Genomic DNA, 17,340 nt, shown 5'->3' with positions numbered 1-17,340 from the left:
TCGGCGATCGCCACCAGTTCCTGGCCCAATGCACGCACGCGTGGCTCCTGTTCCAGGGACGCCTGATCGGCGGCAGTGAAAGCCGACATCCGGTGCTGATACTCGCCAAGGATCGTATGCAGTGCCTCCAGGCGCGTTTGCGTGACGATGGCTGAGAAATCTGCCTGATTGGCTGTCAGCATCGACTGGGCCAGTTTGATATACGCCGCGTTTTCTTCAAGGTCCCCGACCTGGTGATGGAGGAAGTAATTACGTTCGAAACGGCGTATCTCCAACACGGTATTGAACAGATCGGTGGCGCGCTGTCCCAGGACCACCCTCGCCTCCAGCGTGCGCAGTTCCCCCACGAAAAACAAGGACGCCACCAGAATGATCGCCNCCACCGCGTAATACCCCAGCGTGATTTTTCCCCGCAGGGAGTGACGCAGTACAGCGCCTCGAATAGCAGGTATCACGATCCTGTTCTCCAGTCCCTTATCGCTAACACGCCCAGTATAGTTGCAATTTGCAACAAGTTAAACGGGGTGCAACAGAGGCGAGCGATATCTTATTTTTACCTTTAACTACAGTATCTTATATAAATAAAACCAGGGCCAATTGTTGCATTAGGCAACAATCCAACATGCAAAGTATGCGGGTCACGATAATTTACTTGTTAGTAAACAATTAGTTATAAAAATGGCACGCAATATGCAACAAAAGGAGCGACTCAACAACGAATTGCGAGAAAACCATGAACGTCATGACCCGAATCATCAATGCCCTGGCCTTCGCCAACGTTGGCAACCAGAATGAGTTCAACGTCCTGCTCCGTCAGGTCGAACCGTCATCTACGTCCAAGCTGGATGCGACCCCGTGCGGACCGGTTTCCGCACGCGCCGACGCGTCCTCTGCTGCGCCGAGCATCCGGCACGCTCAGAGCGCACTGTGAGCGCTACACCCCGCGTACATGAGCCGATGAATTGACCTGGAAACCGAGAGGATGGAATTGTTAACCGAATTTGAAACCGATATTGTGGCGCTTGTACTCAGCGTACTGAGTGTAGTCGCGTACTACCTTTTCCTCAGCATGAAAGTGCGGGAAAACCCCACCTACACGATACATGGTGTGCACGAGCTCGCGCGCCGCTTATGGGTGGCCAACATCATGCGCAATCCTGCCCAGGGCATCATGGGCGTGCAAACGCTGCGTAACTGGATCATGGGTTCGACATTGATGGCCTCCACTGCCGCCATCCTGATCATCGGTACGCTCACGCTCTCCGGCCAGGCCGAGAGCATTACGCGTAGCTGGCATGTGCTCAGCATGACCAGCAGCCATGCTGCCGAATTGTGGATCGTCAAGGTCATGGCCCTGCTGATCACTTTCATCGTGGCATTCTTCGCCTTTGCCATGTCGGTGCGCCTGGCCAATCACGTGGTGTTCATGATCAACGTGCCGGAATTCGAAGCGCATCACAATCTGTCGCCGGAATCCGTGGCTCGCCGCCTGCATCGTTCGGGCACCATGTTTTCTATCGGCATGCGCGCCTTCCTGTTCTCCATCCCGCTGGTATTCTGGCTGTTCGGGCCTTATTTCCTGCTGGCCGCGTCGATTGGCCTGATCATTGCACTCTACCGCCTCGACCGTAGCGAATCCGAAGGCGTCATGGATGTCAGCCCTTCTGGAAAGCAGAACGCGCCGGTCGTTTCCATACAGGCCAAGTACGCCAAGTAATCATCCGGTAAGGCAGCCGGTTCTGCGAACCGCCTGCTGCGCTGTACACGCGACCGACTGCTCAGGGACGCGTCCTGTAGAACGTCAACGGCGCACTGTTCTTCGCAACCGCCGGCTTCAGCTTCCCCACCACATGCATTTCGCACGGCTTGCAATCGAAGCGCAGCGTGAGCTTCTCGCTGCCGTTGATCAGCGTCAGGGGTGCGGCGCGTACCGTACCCTGCACGCCGGTGACACCCTTGGCCTGCTTGGGACAGAGCGAGAGTGAATAACGCACGCAGTGCTTGGTGATCATCAACGAGACGTCGCCGGTCTCCTCGTGGCTTTCGTAGGCCGCGGCAATGACGTGTACACCGCGCTTCGCGTAGAAATCGCGTGCCTTGTGGTTGTAGACGTTGGCCAGATAAGTGAGCGTGTCCTCGGGATAGGCCACGAGCGGCTCGACCGGCTGCATGCGAGGCGGGCGCGCATAGGCCGCCGCACGCGCCGCTTCCAGTGCGGCGACTGCATCGCGACGCAGGGCATTGACGAAAGAAGCCGGAATGAACCAGGACTGCGTCAATTCAAGCGCAAACCCCATGGCGGCAAAGGGCGTAGTACCGAGCTTTCCGAGGTGCGCGCACAACGTGGCCTCGGCCTTGGCGGTGTCGTTGGCCGCTTCCCTGGGATGCGCAGCCACCACTGTGGAACTGTGGCCATCTTCGTCGGTCAGGGTGAGCGAGAACCCGTCTTCGGTTTCGCCCAGGCGCATCCACACGCCGATACGACGGTCGCTGGACGCCTTGTCCAGCATGCGCGTCCAGTTCATGTCGCGATTGCGGTTGACCGGCGTGCCGGCGCGCAAATCCTTGAAGCTCGCCATCGGATCTTTCGGAAACACCCGCCACACACCCTCGCCCAACTTCTCGGCACGGTTGATCGCAAGCCCGGCCAGGTCTTTCTGCAGCGTGTAGTAGCAGAGGCCGTCGCCGTTGTTGAGCACGGTATCGGGTAGATCGGTCTCCAGTTCCACCCATTTGTCGCCAACCTTGCGTACATGGCCGACCGGCAGACCGGGATTCTTCGGCGTGTCGAATGCACCGATATCATCCTTGCGGCCGCCGACGAAATAATCGGTGAACTCGCGGTTGAAGTTCTGGTTGGGGTCGGGCGTGAAGCTGAATGTGGTGCGGCCTGAGGACGCACGTGCGAATTCCGGGCGGCGTTCGATGATGTCGTCGAGCAGCGTGCGGTAATGGGCGGTGATGTTCTTCACGTAGCCCATGTCCTTGTAGCGGCCCTCGATCTTGAAGCTGCGGATGCCGGCGTCGATCAGCGCTTCGAGGTTGCCGCTCTGGTTGTTGTCCTTCATCGACAGCACGTGCTTGTCGTGCGCGACGATGCGCCCTTCCATGTCGGTGACCTGGTACGGCAGGCGGCAGGCCTGCGAGCAGTCGCCGCGGTTGGCGCTGCGTCCGGTGTGGGCGTGGCTGATGTAGCACTGGCCGCTGTAGGCGACGCACAACGCGCCATGGACGAAGAACTCCAGCGTGGTGTCGGGCCGCAAGGCGGTATGGATTGAAGCGATCTGTTCCAGATCGAGTTCACGCGCCAGCACGATCTGGCTCAATCCCACGTCCTGCAGGAAGCGCGCCTTGTCCGGCGTGCGGATGTCGGTCTGGGTGCTGGCGTGCAGCTGGATCGGCGGCAGGTCGAGTTCCAGCAGGCCCATGTCCTGGATGATGAGTGCATCGACCCCGGCATCGTAGAGCTGCCAGACCTGCTGACGCGCCGGCTCCAACTCGTCGTCGCGCAGGATGGTGTTGAGGGTGACGAACACGCGCGCATTGAAGCGGTGGGCATGCGCCGCCAACCGCGCAATGTCGGCTATCTCGTTGGATGCCGCCGCGCGCGCGCCGAACGACGGGCCGCCGATGTACACCGCATCGGCGCCGTGGTTGACGGCTTCGATGCCGATGTCGGCATCGCGCGCAGGTGCGAGCAGTTCGAGTTGATGGGGTTCCACGGGCGGCGTTCCGGACAGCAAAACACCATTTTACTTACTTGGCGGGGTCGCGGCTCGCCAACTGCAGATACGATTGCGCCTTGACTGCCTTGAAGGCCAGGTTCAGCGTGATGTCGTTGCCGGCAAGAAAGGCGTACTTGCCCATGTTGAAGTCCGAGCGCCTGAGCGTGACGGTCGCATTGGCGCCGCAGGTCTCTGCCCGGGACTCGGTCTCTTGCATGCACTGAAAATGCGTCACGGCAAGCGTCACCGGCCGGGTCACCCCCTTGATCGTAAGATCGCCCGACAGGCTCGACGATTCGCCGTTCAGGCTCATCTTGCCAGACTTGAAGGTAATGACCGGATAGTTGGCAGTATCGAAGAAATCCGCCGCTTTCATTTGCATATCCAGCAAAGCCTGGCCGGTGCTGACCGAAGCGGCGTCGATGGTCACCTCGGCCGATCCTGACTGGCTGTCGCGATCGAACACCACCGTTCCGCTGATCTTTTCGAACCGATTGGTCTGGCTCGAGAGTCCCAGATAGCGATAACTGAACTGCGAGGACGTGCGGCTGCTGTCGATCACATAGATTTCGGGCGCGGCCAAGGCTGAAGCTGCACTGGCAACAAGCGCGGTCAACAAGACAAAACGTTTCATCAGATGCTCCTGCGAAAGGTGAACACCGGGATCCATTTGCCTGGCGGCCGTGCCGCCCGACCGCTCCCGGTCGTCGTTTCATCAGGGAGCCCCGCAGGTGCTGCAACGCGTGTGCCCGCTGCCGGGCGCAGAAGTCGGCCAAATTAAAGCCAATTAAATCAATATGTTGAAACTTTATGGCACATGCAGGCTAGCCGTGGATGGCCGCCACATGACGGAAACCCCACAAACAGCGTCGAACTGGGGACAACACAGAACCCCGCACGGGAACGCGCAGGCCCGGGGCAAGATGAAAATTGGGAATCGACGGCCTGCCGGGGGTAGCAGGCCTGGCGCATCAAGAGGAAAAGCTGCAGGTTTGTCGCTTAAGTCTTGCTCCAGCCCATGCGCTGCAAAAACGGCTGGCGTTCGACGAAGTGATGCTGCAGGGCGCCGGCCACATGCAGGACGACCAAGGCAAGCAGGGTGTAATTCAGCGTTTCGTGTACTTCCTCGAGCAGGTGACCCAGGGCCTTGTCCTTGCCGATCAGGTCAGGCAACGGCAATACGCCGAACCACACGGTCTGAACGCCCTTGGCAGAACTCATCAGCCAACCCGAAATCGGGATCACCAGAATCAGCAAATACAGCAGGCCATGCACGACGGCGCTCGCGCGGCGCTGCCAACCGGCCACGCTGGCAGGCAGCGGGGGTGGCGTATGCGTCAGCCGCCACACCACCCGCAGCCCCGCCAGCATGAACACGGTAACGCCGACCCACTTGTGATAGCTGAAGAGCTTGAGTTTCTCCGGCGACAGCGGCAGGTCGGCCATATACAGACCGAGTGGAAATGCCACGAAAATCAGCACGGCAACCAGCCAGTGCAGCACGACGGCGGGGGGCGAATAACGCATTGCGGAAGTCATGCAATCTCCATCTTCGAAACTGTTTCGACGACAAAAAACGGTCAATCAGGACGGGAGCCCTGTCGGTCAACCAGTAGAGGGAATCCTACTAGGTTTCCGCGATGACGGATGGTGCATAAAATCAGGTTTTCCCCCAGCGCGTGGCCGCAACATCGTCGCTGGCGCGCGCCTCTACCCAGCGTTCACCCTCCGGAGTCACTTCCTTTTTCCAGAACGGCGCACGGGTTTTCAGATAATCCATGATGAATTCACAGGCAGCGAAGGCTTCGCCGCGATGGCTGCCCGCCACGGCAACCAGCACGATCGGATCGCCCGGCAGCAACCGGCCGACCCGATGGATCAGCGTGACGTCGAGCAGGGTCCAGCGCGATTGCGCTTCCTCGACCAGCGCGGCCAGCGCCTTCTCGGTCATGCCCGGATAGTGTTCCAGCGTCATCGCAGCGACATCGCTGCCATCGTTCATGTCACGGGCCAGGCCGACGAAGCTGGCGATGGCGCCGATGTCTGTGCGGCCACGTCGCAAGGCGTCGACTTCCGCACCCAACTCGAAGGCTTCGCTCTGCACCAATATTTTCATCGTCTCAGCCTCCGGTGACCGGCGGGAAAATCGCGACTGCGGCGTTCTCGGTCAAAGCCGCATCGAGCGCGACGATGTCCTGATTGACCGCCACCCGGTATGCCCGGCCCGTCGCCAGTTCTTCCGCCCACACGCCCCCGCGGGCCTGCAACTGGGCAACCAGATCGGCGACGGTGCTGCCAGCGCAATCCAGGGTTTCCTCGGCGCATCCGAGGCGCTCACGCAGACGAGCGAAATAGAGCACGCGCAGTTTCATGCCAGCAGTTCCGCAAGGGGAATGAAGCGCACCCAGTCGCCCGGTTGCACGGTCTGGCCGATCTCGATATCGACAAGCCCATCGGCCCACGCGCACGAGGTCAGCACGCCCGAACTTTGGTTGGGATAGATTCCTGCGCGACCGTTTTCCTGCATGCGGGCGCGCAGGAATTCGCGCCGCACGCCGGGCTTGGCCCAGGCAAAATCCGCCTTGACCGGAAATGCCCGATACAGCACATCGCGAACCCCCATGCGCTTCAGGAGGAACGGCCGCACGAACAGGCAGAAAGTGACGAAGGCCGACACCGGATTACCCGGCAGGCCGATGAAGTCGGCCTCATCCACGCGTCCGTAGACAAGCGGCTTGCCGGGTTTCATTGCGACTTTCCACATCTCGACGCGTCCCAGTTTTTCGACTGCGGCCTTCACGTAGTCGGCCTCGCCCACCGACACACCGCCACTGGTGATGACGACGTCGGCCACACTGGCGGCACCTGCCAGCGCGGCCTCGGTCGCTTCCAGCGAGTCGGGCACGATGCCGAGATCGATCAGTTCGCAGCCGAGGCCGTTCACCAGCCCAGTCAGGGTATAGCGGTTGGAGTTGTAGATCTGGCCCGGCTCCAAGGGCGTGCCCGGCGTCACCAGTTCGTCGCCGGTGAAGAAGCACGCGACCTTCAGCCGCCGGAACACCGGCAACCCGGCCAGTCCGACCGACGCTGCGAGTCCCATCTCGGCTGCGCCGATACGGGTACCGGCGGCGAGCACCTGCGCGCCGGTTTCGATGTCCTCGCCGGCACGGCGAATATTCTCGCCCCGCCGAGGCAACGCGTTGATCACGACATCGTCTCCTTCGGCGTAGCAGTATTCCTGCATCAGCACGGCATCGGCACCTGGCGGGATCGGCGCACCGGTAAAGATGCGCGCAGCGGTACCCGGCTGCAGGGACTCGCCCACCGCACCAGCAAGAATGCGCTGCGAAACCGGCAGTCGGGCACCGGCCACCGCCACGTCGGCAACGCGCACGGCATAGCCGTCCATCGCGCTGTTGTCGAGCGGCGGCACGGTGATGGCGGAAGTCTGCGGTATGGCCAGCACGCGACCGAGCGCGGCGGTCACTACAACGGTTTCGGTTTCGCTTGCCCTGCGGGCGCGTTCAAGCAGGGCATCAAGCAGTTGGTTGGCTTTGAGCATGGTTCAAGATGAAGTCAGTAAGGGATTGAACGGCATCGATGTCGATGCGGGGAAATCCGTCGGGCGGCGCAACGTCCGACGCCACGGCCAGGATATTCGGGTCGTCGGGAAACAGCCAGGGCTTGGCGATCTCGGCGCGATGGACTTCCAGCTTGGGGATTGCTTCGCGCTTGTATCCCTCGACCAGCACCAGGTCGCATGGCGGCAGCCTCGCCAGCAGATCGCTGAGCCGGGGGGGCACATTGCGGTGATCCGCCAGTACCGCCGTGCGGTGGTCGGACGCCAGCAGCACTGCCGTCGCACCGGCCTCGCGTACGCGCCAGCTGTCCTTGCCGGGACGGTCGATGTCGAAATCGTGGTGGGTGTGCTTGATCACCGCCACGTCCAGTCCGCGCACAGCCAGCTGCGGCAGTACCCGTTCGATGAGCGTGGTCTTGCCGCTGCCGCTGTATCCTGCGATGCCAAATACCTTCATTGTCAGTCGGGCCGTGTCAGGCTATATTTGATGTTATATTTTTCCATATATAACCCATTCCTGCCAGCCTATCCTCATGAATACCGTTGTTTCAACCGACCAGCCGGGCCTCATCGATCAGTTCGGCCGCCGCATCGACTACGTACGGCTGTCGGTGACGGACCGTTGCGACCTGCGCTGCAGCTATTGCATGCCGGAAGGCTTCAAGGGCTTCGAGGAGCCGGAACACTGGCTCAATTTCGACGAGATCGAACGCCTGATCGGCGCGTTTGCGCGCTTGGGCGTGCGCCGCATCCGCCTGACCGGCGGCGAGCCGCTGCTGCGGCGCAACATCGCCGGACTCGCCGGACGTATCGCTACCCTGCCCGGCATCGAAGATTTATCCTTGTCCACCAACGCCACCCAGCTCGACAAGCACGCCGAGGCCTTGAAGGCTGCCGGCGTGACACGGCTCAACGTCAGCCTCGACTCGCTACAGCAGGCGCGAGTGGAACGCATCAACGGCCGCGACGTGCTCGCCAGGGTCATGACCGGGCTCGCCGCGGCACAGGATGCCGGCTTCGCGCCGATCAAACTCAACATGGTGGCACTGCGCGGGACCAACGACGACGAGATCGACGAGATGGTCGCCTTCTGCATGGAACGCGGGTTCGTTCTGCGGCTGATCGAGGCAATGCCGATGGGCGACACCGGACGCAACGCCGAATACCTCGACCTGCAGCCGGTAAAGGAGCGCCTGCGTACACAGTTCGGCCTGGTCGAGACCGCCCTGTCCGGTGGGGGTCCTGCGCGCTATCTTGGCACGCCGGACGGCCACTTCAATGTCGGCTTCATCACGCCGATCTCGCAGCATTTCTGCGAAACCTGCAACCGCATCCGCATCGCCGTCGACGGCACTGCCTACATGTGCCTGGGACAGGAAGAGAAATTCGAATTCCGCCCGCTGCTGCGCGAAGCTTGCAGCGACGCCGAGCTGGAAGCCGCCATCCTGCACGCGATCGATCTCAAGCCGGAACGTCACGAATTCCGCGAAGCGCCCCACAAGATCCTGCGCTTCATGTCGATGACCGGCGGCTGAAGTCGCCTCAATCCGCGCTCACGGTACGAAAACCGGCGAAGGGATCGCGCCGGTCCGGCAGATAGAAATTGCGGAAACCGGGGTATTTCAGCGACCTATCGGTCACCGGCCCGCCGCCGCGCAATTCCCCATGCGTGTTGAACCAGGGTTGCGAATAGTCGCGATACGGATCGGGCACGAAGCCTGGGTACGGCACGAACGGATCGCGCATCCACTCCCACGCCTCACCCCAGCTGAATTCCTGCCGCGCCGTTGCACGCAGCCACTGCGCAGTCGTGGGCAGACGCCGGCCTTGCCAAGCCGCCCAGGCCTCGGCTTCGTAACGATTCACATGCAGCATCGGCGCATCCGCTCGCAAGGGCGTCCAGCGGTCGAAACGGCGCACTTGCCAGCCACCCGCGTCCCGTCTCCAGTACACAGGATGGCTCGCCTCGCTGGCCGTGCGCCAGCCCCAACCCGCTTCCGACCACATTGCCTTGTGGCGGTAACCGCCTGCATCGACGAATTCGGCGAAAGCCGCTTCGGAGACCGGGCGCGCATCGATGTCAAAGGCTGGTACCGGCGCCGCATGCTGCCATTTTTCATTATCGAAGATGAAGCCTGCGTCGGGCCCGCTGCCGAGTTCCGCCTCGCCGTCGGGGAATGCCAGATGCTGCGCCGACGGAGCGTCGGCGACTTCCAGCCGTTCGGGTGGCGCATAGCCCAGGTCCTGGAATGCCATCCACCACGCCTCGATGTGCATCAACTCATGATAAAGGCTCAGTTCGGCGAAGTAGGCGATGTCGTTGTCGAATCCGCTGTGCAGGCGATCGGCCACGGCAACGGCAACCGCTTCCGCGTAGTCGTCGACCATTGCCGGCTGCAGCAGGGGCAGGTCCCAGCGAATGTCATGCGGCACACTGGAAGAGTCGTAGAGGGCGTCAGTCCCGCTTCGCAGACTGGATCCACACGTGCCGTCAGGTCGTTCGCGCAGGCACCAGCGCTCCTGGAACCAGACGATATGCCCGTATTCCCAGAGCGGCGGATTCAGATGGCCGGCACGCGGCCCCAGCCAGCCGTCTGCAGGCAGTACGTCGATGAACTGGCGCAGCCGCTTGCGCGCCTGCGTCAAGCGGTCGATGAGTTGCGCGGCAGAATAGCCGCTGACGGGTCGGGTTCGGTTCATGTTATATAACGCACTGTAGCCACTTCATTCTTGGCGCCCACTCACGAAGGCAAAATCGGACCATGAGCACTCCTCCTCCCAACGACCCCATCCGGCTGACCCAGTTCTCCCACGGCGGCGGCTGCGGATGCAAGATCGCCCCGGCGGTGTTGCGCGACATCCTGGCCGACACGCCCTTTGCCTCGAACCTGGCAGCGGCCTATCCCGACCTGCTGGTGGGCATCGAGCACGGCGACGATGCCGCGGTCTACCGGCTGAACGACGAACAGGCGATCGTGGCGACCACTGATTTCTTCATGCCCATCGTAGACGATCCCTTCGAATTCGGCCGCATCGCCGCGACCAATGCGCTGTCCGATGTCTATGCCATGGGCGGACGTCCGCTGTTCGCGCTGGCCATCGTCGGCATGCCGATCGGCAAACTGTCCAACGACGTCATCCGCCAGATCCTCGCCGGTGGCGAATCGGTGTGCAAGGCGGCGGGGATTCCGATCGCGGGCGGCCATTCCATCGATGCGCCGGAACCGATCTATGGCCTGGTCGGCATCGGCGTGGTGGACCCGCGCAAGGTCAAGCAGAACGGCGGCGGCCAGGCTGGCGATTGCCTCATCCTGGGCAAGCCGCTGGGCGTTGGGATCTACAGCGCGGCGCTGAAAAAGGGCCTGCTGAGTCCCGACCAGTACGCATCGATGATCGCCGCCACGACCCAGCTCAACACCGCGGGTGCCGACTTGGCCGATACTGCGGGCGTGCACGCGATGACCGACATCACGGGCTTCGGCCTGCTCGGCCACCTGCTCGAAATCACCCGGGCATCGAAACTGTCGGCCCAGGTCGAACTGGGACGACTGCCGCTGTTGCCCGGTGTCGACGAGTTGGCGCGGAGCGGCCATATCACCGGCGCCAGCCAGCGCAACTGGGCAAGCTACGGCAGCGAGGTGCAGTTCGCCGACGGTATCGCCGACTGGCAACGCGCCCTGCTCACCGACCCGCAGACCAGCGGCGGACTGCTGGTGAGTTGTGCACCCGCGTCCAGGGATGCAGTGTTCGACATCTTCCGCCGTCATGGCTTCGATCGTGCGACGGAAATTGGCCAATTGCAGGCCGGTCACAACGTAGCCGTCGCGCCTTGAGGTCATTTGCCTCCGCGGGATATGCGCGGCGAGCTTCGCGGTTCGCCACCCGTTAGAAACCGAGCACAATCGCGCAGGATGCAGCAAGCTTATAACCCCCGGCAATCGAGCGTGCCTACCCGTATCTGCGTCGTCTTCGGCAAGGGGCTTGCACGCTATCCGGCGGGCGGCTGCATCGCCTCGTCGTAGTGCCCAGGCTTGAACCGTGCCACCAGCAGCGCCACCACCAGCACCGCGCCGAACTGCGCCAGCCAGCCCGCATGAAAACCGCCAGTGGCCTGGTGCAGCCGTGCCATCACCCATGGCGCTAAGGCGGTCAGCATGAATCCGCCGCCCTGCATCAGTGCGTTGAGCGCGCCAGCCCGCAGGGGGTGGTGCAGGTGATCCAGCGCCACCACCATGAACAGGGCGAAGCATCCGCCAATCCCCACCCCCAGCACCACAGCCGCGGTCATGGGCGCCGCGTCGGGCCGCCAGGCCAGAGCGGCAAAGCCTGCGGCCTGGCAGGCCAGCGTAAGCCAGATCCAGGGCCTGCGATCCAGATGGCGCGCAACCAGCGTCGGAAAGGCAAGCGCCGCCACTGCCTGCGCCACCGACACCACGGCCACGAGCAGGCCGCTGTGCGTCGCGCTCCAACCCTGCTCCTGGTAGTACGGCGCAAGCCAGGCCACCATCGTGGCGTAGCCACCATTCATCAGGCCGAAGGCCAGCATGAGCAGCCAGGTGCGGCGGCGGCGCAGCAGCCAGGCCGTATCGCTGCCGGTCTGCCGCGCAGCCGAGGGCAACGGCATGGCACCCAGCGTGGTCCAGGCCAGCCACAGCGCCAGCAGCACTGGCCAGGCCCATAGCGCGAGCGAACCCTGCCAGCTCAGGCCCCATTGCATGGCCTGCGGCGAGAACTGCGCGCCCAGCGCACCGCCGCTCATCAGCGCGGCCGAGTAGACCCCCATCATGGGCGCCACATGACGCGGTGTGTGGAACTTGATCAAGCCCGGCAGCATGCCTTGCACCAGCGCCACGCCGACACCGCACAGGGCGGCGGTGGCGATCAGCACGGCGGACACGCTGCCAGCCAGACGTAGTACGCAGCCCAGTGCGATGAGCGCCAACGCCAGCATCATCGCTGGCCGCACGCCCAGACGGTTCTGCACGGCGGGCGTCAGCCAGGTTCCCGCGCCGATCAGGGCCATGGGCAGCAGCGTGAGCCAGGCCAGCGCCTCCAGGCCCATGCCGGTCTGCGCCTGGATAGCCGGACTCAGCGGGCCGATGGCGGTGAGAAATGGGCGCAGGTTCAGCGTGACCACCACCACCGTGACCAGCCACAGCAGAATGGACGTTCGGGGACTACGCAGCATCGCCATGAAACCAGACGAGAGCGATGCCGGTGTCCAACCACAGCCAGTGCGATGGCGGCGCGGCCAGATATAGCGGGGAGAAGGAATCGGGCATGTGCGGTCTCGAACTAAATGATTGCCGGTGCGGTGAGCCAAGCTTGCCGTACGCGGCGCGATCCGGCACGGTCTCGATTGGGCAGCCACGCGGAGATGGAAGCATACCAGCGTGCAGGCAGCCAACCCGCATGACGTGCCGGGGCAACAAGCCATGCCGTTTAGCGTGCAAATCCTCCGGGGTAACCATGCGGGCAACCGGGTGGCAGGCACGCGGCAAGCCTCTACAATCGGCGCATGCCTTCCCATCGCGACCTCACCTTCGACAACGGCTTCGCCACACTGCCCGACGCCTTTTATTCGCGCGTGCAGGCCACGCCTGTGCCCGACCCCTACCTCGTCTGCCACAGCCCGGACGCGCTCGATCTTCTGGGCCTGGACGCCGACGCCATCCGCCATCCCGAGCTGATCGAAACCCTGGCCGGCAACCGCGTGCTGCCGGGCATGGAACCTGTGGCCGCGCTCTACGCCGGGCATCAGTTCGGCCACTATGTGCCGCAGCTCGGCGACGGCCGCGCGATCCTGCTGGGCGAAGTGCGGAATGCAGCGGGGGAAGGCTGGGAAGTGCAGCTGAAGGGCGCCGGCCGTACCCCCTACTCGCGCGGCGGCGACGGTCGTGCGGTGCTGCGTTCGAGCATCCGCGAATTTCTCTGTTCCGAAGCCATGCACGCGCTCGGCATCCCCACCACCCGCGCGCTCTGCATCGTCGGCAGCGACCGCCCGGTGTACCGCGAGGACGAGGAGACCGCCGCGCTGGTGACACGACTGGCGCCGAGCTTCGTGCGTTTTGGTTCCTTCGAGGTGTTCTACTACCGCAACCAGGTCGAACCGATCAAACATCTGGCCGACTACGTCATCGTACGCTATTACCCCGAACTGGCTGGACTGTCCGACCCCTACCCCGAGTTCCTGCACCACGTCGCCTTGCGCACCGCCAACCTGATGGCGCACTGGCAGGCGGTCGGTTTCTCGCACGGCGTGATGAACACCGACAACATGTCCATCCTCGGCCTCACCCTCGACTACGGGCCGTTCGGCTTTCTAGACGCCTTCGACCCCGGCTACGTCTGCAACCATTCCGACACCGGCGGCCGTTACGCCTTCGACCAGCAGCCCGACGTCGCTGCGTGGAACATCACCAAGCTGGCGCAGGCGCTGGTGCCGCTGATGTCGGTGGAAACCGCATCCCAGGCCATCAACGAATATCCACAGGCATTCGGCAAGGCCTATCTTGAACGCATGGCCGCCAAATTCGGCCTGCCGCCAGGCGGCGACACCTCCGGGCTCGTCATGGATGCGCTGCAGCTGCTGGCGCAGAACCGCGTCGACTACACGATCTTCCTGCGCCGCCTGTGCGACTTCGACAGTACGATAGATGCATCCAACACACCCCTACGCGATCTCTTCCTCGACCGCGCCGCCTTCGACGCCTGGGCGGCACGCTACGCTGCCGCCCTGCGCCAGCTGGGCTTCAACGACACCACCCGCGGCCAGGCGATGCGCGCGGTCAATCCCAAATACATCCTGCGCAACCATCTGGCCGAAATCGCCATCCGCCGCGCTGCGGACGAACGTGACTACGGCGAGGTCAACCGCCTGCATACGCTGCTGACCCGTCCGTTCGACACGCAGCCGGAATACGAAGCCTACGCTGCCGAGCCGCCCGATTGGGCGAGGAAGATTGAGGTAAGCTGCTCGTCGTGAAGCGTATCGCTGCCCTGTCTGCATATCTGTTGACCGCACTCCTGCTCGTCGCTTGTAGCAGTTCGGCCATCCAGCGCAAGGACGGCAGCAGCAGCAGCGTACGCAGTTTCAGCCTGCGCGATCTAGCCAAGAGCGATGTCGACGAGGTCATCGAAATTCATCAGCAGGCCGCCCTGGCCAGCCTCAAGACCCTGACCCTCAAACTCTACCGCCGCAATCCCAGCGAATGGCGGAAATCCGGATACGCCAGCGCCGACGAGGCGACCGAAACCTTGTTCAAGCCCTTGTCCCATTGGCACCTGTCCTCGCACAAGGATCTCGACTGGCAGGCCAGCCTGCGCGATGCCTGGCGCGAGGAGTACACGGGAGACCGGGTGAAGGCGCTGATGGACGGACTGCTGGTGATGCACATGGCGGCGTTCAACCACCGCACCGAGTTTTATCTGCTGAGCGACGTCGACGCACAGAAACTCTACAACGCCGCACGCAACACCGAGGCCGTGGTCTGGAAACTGGCGACGACCCGGAACTCGCACAACGCCCCCCTGCTGCTGTCCAACGGTACCGACGGCAACGACGTGATCAATCTCAGCTTCGAACGCGAATTCGGCAAACTCATCGGCAACCAGGACACGCTGGCCAGGATCGTCGAGGACAAAAGCAACCGCGCAATCCGCTTCGGCGTCGTCAACCTCACCAGCATGGTGTTCCTGCCGGTCTGACATGAGGGCCGATGCCTACGCGTATTGCGCCGCCCTGACGCGCGACCAGTGGGCGTGGGAGTTCCTGCGCCGCAACTCCGACTACCACTCCGATTACCGCCGCTTCATCACGCTGTGGCACGCGCTCGAAGCCGACTACGGCGCCCCGCCCAATCGCAATTTCTCGAAGTGGAAGCGCGACCCGCGCGCCTATGGCCCATTGCCGGGCGATGTTGAACGGGATGCCCCCGGCGGCGAGCTTTGCATGGGCGAAGACGACCGCGTGCTGCTCGAATGCTGGATGGGCGCGAAATGGGGATTCTACAAATTCCCGCTCGACCCCGAGCGCGGCACACCGCCTGATTCCGACGAACTGTCGTGGCGCCCGCCGCCGCAGCCTGCGCCGCACATTGATGAGGCCTGTCGGCTGGACGTCAGCTTCGACCTTTCGCTGCCGTTGCCGCCGCAACTGGAAGCGGCCAAATTCCGCCTCGTCGGCCGCGCTGCCGAATTGCGCCGACAGGGCATCCCCGCGCCGAAGACGGTGGCGAATCAGTGCGCACGCTGGGTACGCATGCTGCAAGCGCTGGACGGTGTTATACCGCCGGAAGGAGATCTTGACGACCTGCTGCGCGAAGCGCGAGCAATGACGCAGAGCGGCTATCTGGACATCCTGAGACTGGCGGATGCCGGCGCGAACGCAAAATAAAACCGGGGCATGACGCCCCGGTTCCGGTTTGCAGCCTGCTACGAAGCGGTCTTAGGCAAAGTTCGCTTCAGCAAACTTCCAGTTCACCAGGTTGTTGAGGAAGGTCTCGACGAACTTGGGACGCAGGTTGCGGTAGTCGATGTAATAGGCATGCTCCCACACATCGATGCACAGCAGGGCCTTGTCGCCCGCGGTCAGCGGCGTGCCGGCGGCGCCCATGTTGACGATGTCGACCGAACCGTCGGCCTTCTTCACCAGCCAGGTCCAGCCGGAACCGAAGTTGCCCACGGCGCTGGTCTGGAAGGCTTTCTTGAATTCGTCCAGCGAACCCCACTTCTTGTTGATGGCGTCGGCCAGGCCACCGGCGGGTGCGCCGCCGCCGTTGGGCGACAGGCAGTTCCAGAAGAAGGTGTGGTTCCACACCTGGGCCGCGTTGTTGTAAACGCCGCCGGCGGGCGCGCTCTTGACGATGTCCTCGAGCGACTTGCTCTCGAAATCGGTGCCCTTGATCAGGTTGTTGAGGTTGGTCACGTAGGCCTGATGGTGCTTGGCATAGTGGTATTCGAAGGTTTCCTTGGACATGTGCGGTGCGAGCGCGTCCATGGCAAAGGGCAGTGCGGGCAAGGTGTGTTCCATAACTTTCTCCTGATATTGAACAAACGGTAAATATAGTGCCTCTACCGAGCATTGCAGATGCCGCAACGACAACAGGGTTTCTGTCGCCGTAAAGAAAAAGGGCCGGCATGACCGACCCCGATTCCTTGATTTGTTGGTCGGGGCGAGAAGATTCGAACTTCCGACCCCCTGCACCCCATGCAGGTGCGCTACCAGGCTGCGCTACGCCCCGACGAAGCCCGAGATTCTAACAGAGGTGCGGCATGGGGCGGAAGCCCGTCAACCCAATATTTTCAGAATGGCGCTGATTTCGGTGCGCAGTCTGCCGACGTCCAGCGAGGGTTCCGGCGAGGAAGCGGTTGCAGATTCGGTGACCGTATCGGCATCATGCTCCAGGCGCTGCCGTGCACCGCTGATGGTGAACCCCTCTTCGTACAGTAGTTCGCGGATGCGACGGATCAGCAGGACTTCGTGGTGCTGGTAATAACGTCGGTTGCCGCGCCGCTTGACCGGGCGCAACTGGGTGAATTCCTGTTCCCAATAACGCAGCACGTGTGCCTTGACGGCACACAGTTCGGATACCTCACCGATGGTGAAATAGCGTTTGGCCGGAATCGGCGGAAGTTCACTCCGCGTTGGGCGTTCCAATTTGGGCGCCTTCGACTTGCGATTTGAGTTTCTGGCTGGCGTGGAAGGTCACCACGCGACGCGCGGAGATCGGCATTTCCTCGCCGGTTTTGGGATTGCGTCCGGGACGCTGCGGCTTCTCACGGCACTGGAAGTTGCCGAAACCGGACAGTTTGACGATATCGCCTTTTTCGAGTGCCAGGCGGATTTCATCGAAAAATGACTCGACGACGTCCTTCGCCTCGCGTTTGTTCAAACCCACTTTTTCGAACAATAGTTCGGCCAGATCAGCTTTGGTAAGGGTGGTCATACGTATATGTTTATCTGGGATGTCTGATGGAAAATCGCGCCAAGTACGCGCCAACAAGATGGGGCGTCAGGCACGCGCAACGACATTT

19 protein-coding genes and 1 tRNA gene are annotated in these 17,340 nt (G+C 62.6%); 7 read left to right on the top strand and 13 right to left on the bottom strand.

The genetic code is table 11. The features are described from left to right. Positions 1–733: 733 nt before the first annotated feature. On the top strand, positions 734–931 hold the full coding sequence (locus tag B058_RS0109375) for a hypothetical protein (RefSeq protein ID WP_018508218.1): 198 nt from the start codon (positions 734–736) through the stop codon (positions 929–931). A gap of 51 nt (positions 932–982) precedes the next feature. Beyond that, complete coding sequence (locus B058_RS0109370) at positions 983–1,717, top strand: DUF599 domain-containing protein (protein ID WP_018508217.1); 735 nt, start codon at positions 983–985, stop codon at positions 1,715–1,717. 61 nt (positions 1,718–1,778) lie between these two features. Here the strand turns inward: B058_RS0109370 and B058_RS0109365 are convergent, their stop codons facing one another. The 7 genes from B058_RS0109365 to mobB form a co-directional block, all read right to left on the bottom strand. After that, positions 1,779–3,722: a peptidase U32 family protein gene (locus B058_RS0109365; protein WP_018508216.1), complete on the bottom strand. Its 1,944-nt coding sequence runs from the start codon at positions 3,720–3,722 to the stop codon at positions 1,779–1,781. 34 nt (positions 3,723–3,756) lie between these two features. Continuing rightward, on the bottom strand, positions 3,757–4,359 hold the full coding sequence (locus B058_RS0109360) for a YceI family protein (RefSeq protein ID WP_018508215.1): 603 nt from the start codon (positions 4,357–4,359) through the stop codon (positions 3,757–3,759). Between the two features lie 365 nt (positions 4,360–4,724). Further along, positions 4,725–5,264, bottom strand: a complete 540-nt coding sequence (locus B058_RS0109355) for a cytochrome b (protein ID WP_245539286.1) — start codon at positions 5,262–5,264, stop codon at positions 4,725–4,727. A gap of 121 nt (positions 5,265–5,385) precedes the next feature. Further along, positions 5,386–5,841 (bottom strand): molybdopterin synthase catalytic subunit MoaE, encoded by a 456-nt coding sequence (moaE, locus tag B058_RS0109350; RefSeq protein ID WP_018508213.1) that lies wholly within the window; start codon positions 5,839–5,841, stop codon positions 5,386–5,388. Positions 5,842–5,845: 4 nt separating this feature from the next. After that, entirely contained in the window at positions 5,846–6,097 is a 252-nt protein-coding gene (gene moaD, locus B058_RS0109345; RefSeq protein WP_018508212.1) for a molybdopterin converting factor subunit 1, read from the bottom strand. Further along, positions 6,094–7,287: a molybdopterin molybdotransferase MoeA gene (locus tag B058_RS0109340; RefSeq protein WP_018508211.1), complete on the bottom strand. Its 1,194-nt coding sequence runs from the start codon at positions 7,285–7,287 to the stop codon at positions 6,094–6,096. Before B058_RS0109340 ends, moaD begins: the two co-directional genes overlap by 4 nt. Next, the gene (gene mobB, locus B058_RS0109335) at positions 7,262–7,762 is read right to left on the bottom strand and encodes a molybdopterin-guanine dinucleotide biosynthesis protein B (protein WP_018508210.1); all 501 of its coding nucleotides are present in this window, start codon (positions 7,760–7,762) and stop codon (positions 7,262–7,264) included. The genes B058_RS0109340 and mobB overlap by 26 nt, the downstream gene beginning before the upstream one ends. Before the next feature lie 76 nt (positions 7,763–7,838). On the opposite strand from mobB, the gene moaA reads away from it, so the two are divergent. Continuing rightward, complete coding sequence (moaA, locus tag B058_RS0109330) at positions 7,839–8,840, top strand: GTP 3',8-cyclase MoaA (RefSeq protein WP_018508209.1); 1,002 nt, start codon at positions 7,839–7,841, stop codon at positions 8,838–8,840. Positions 8,841–8,847: 7 nt separating this feature from the next. Here moaA and senA read toward each other — a convergent pair whose 3' ends face one another. Continuing rightward, positions 8,848–10,005 (bottom strand): selenoneine synthase SenA, encoded by a 1,158-nt coding sequence (gene senA / locus B058_RS0109325; RefSeq protein ID WP_018508208.1) that lies wholly within the window; start codon positions 10,003–10,005, stop codon positions 8,848–8,850. A gap of 62 nt (positions 10,006–10,067) precedes the next feature. Between senA and selD the strand changes: the two genes are divergently transcribed. Continuing rightward, on the top strand, positions 10,068–11,138 hold the full coding sequence (selD, locus tag B058_RS0109320) for a selenide, water dikinase SelD (RefSeq protein ID WP_018508207.1): 1,071 nt from the start codon (positions 10,068–10,070) through the stop codon (positions 11,136–11,138). Between the two features lie 155 nt (positions 11,139–11,293). Here the strand turns inward: selD and B058_RS0109315 are convergent, their stop codons facing one another. Continuing rightward, a complete protein-coding gene (locus B058_RS0109315; protein ID WP_026240797.1) occupies positions 11,294–12,493 on the bottom strand; it encodes an MFS transporter in 1,200 nt (399 codons plus the stop codon). A gap of 330 nt (positions 12,494–12,823) precedes the next feature. Here B058_RS0109315 and B058_RS0109310 point away from each other — a divergent pair, with 330 nt between their 5' ends. Genes B058_RS0109310 through B058_RS0109300 form a run of 3 tightly spaced genes read left to right on the top strand, consistent with a single transcriptional unit; the run spans position 12,824 to position 15,700 of the window. Next, positions 12,824–14,290 carry a protein adenylyltransferase SelO gene (locus B058_RS0109310; RefSeq protein WP_018508205.1) on the top strand — a complete coding sequence of 489 codons (1,467 nt, stop codon included), beginning with the start codon at positions 12,824–12,826 and terminating at the stop codon, positions 14,288–14,290. Then, positions 14,287–15,012, top strand: a complete 726-nt coding sequence (locus B058_RS0109305; RefSeq protein WP_018508204.1) for a hypothetical protein — start codon at positions 14,287–14,289, stop codon at positions 15,010–15,012. Before B058_RS0109310 ends, B058_RS0109305 begins: the two co-directional genes overlap by 4 nt. Before the next feature lies 1 nt (position 15,013). Beyond that, complete coding sequence (locus tag B058_RS0109300) at positions 15,014–15,700, top strand: transcriptional regulator domain-containing protein (RefSeq protein WP_018508203.1); 687 nt, start codon at positions 15,014–15,016, stop codon at positions 15,698–15,700. 51 nt (positions 15,701–15,751) lie between these two features. Here B058_RS0109300 and B058_RS0109295 read toward each other — a convergent pair whose 3' ends face one another. The 4 genes from B058_RS0109295 to B058_RS0109280 form a co-directional block, all read right to left on the bottom strand. Continuing rightward, positions 15,752–16,336, bottom strand: coding sequence for a superoxide dismutase (locus B058_RS0109295; protein ID WP_018508202.1), 585 nt, complete (start codon positions 16,334–16,336; stop codon positions 15,752–15,754). Positions 16,337–16,470: 134 nt separating this feature from the next. Next, a tRNA-Pro gene (locus B058_RS0109290) sits at positions 16,471–16,547 on the bottom strand. A gap of 47 nt (positions 16,548–16,594) precedes the next feature. Further along, a complete protein-coding gene (locus tag B058_RS0109285; protein WP_018508201.1) occupies positions 16,595–16,963 on the bottom strand; it encodes a MerR family transcriptional regulator in 369 nt (122 codons plus the stop codon). Beyond that, on the bottom strand, positions 16,941–17,252 hold the full coding sequence (locus tag B058_RS0109280; RefSeq protein WP_018508200.1) for an integration host factor subunit alpha: 312 nt from the start codon (positions 17,250–17,252) through the stop codon (positions 16,941–16,943). Before B058_RS0109280 ends, B058_RS0109285 begins: the two co-directional genes overlap by 23 nt. Positions 17,253–17,340 lie beyond the last annotated feature (88 nt).

Source organism: Thiobacillus thioparus DSM 505 (assembly GCF_000373385.1).
In the GTDB taxonomy this organism is placed as follows: Bacteria; Pseudomonadota; Gammaproteobacteria; order Burkholderiales; family Thiobacillaceae; genus Thiobacillus; species Thiobacillus thioparus.
This window is presented reverse-complemented; position numbering and strand designations above follow the sequence as displayed.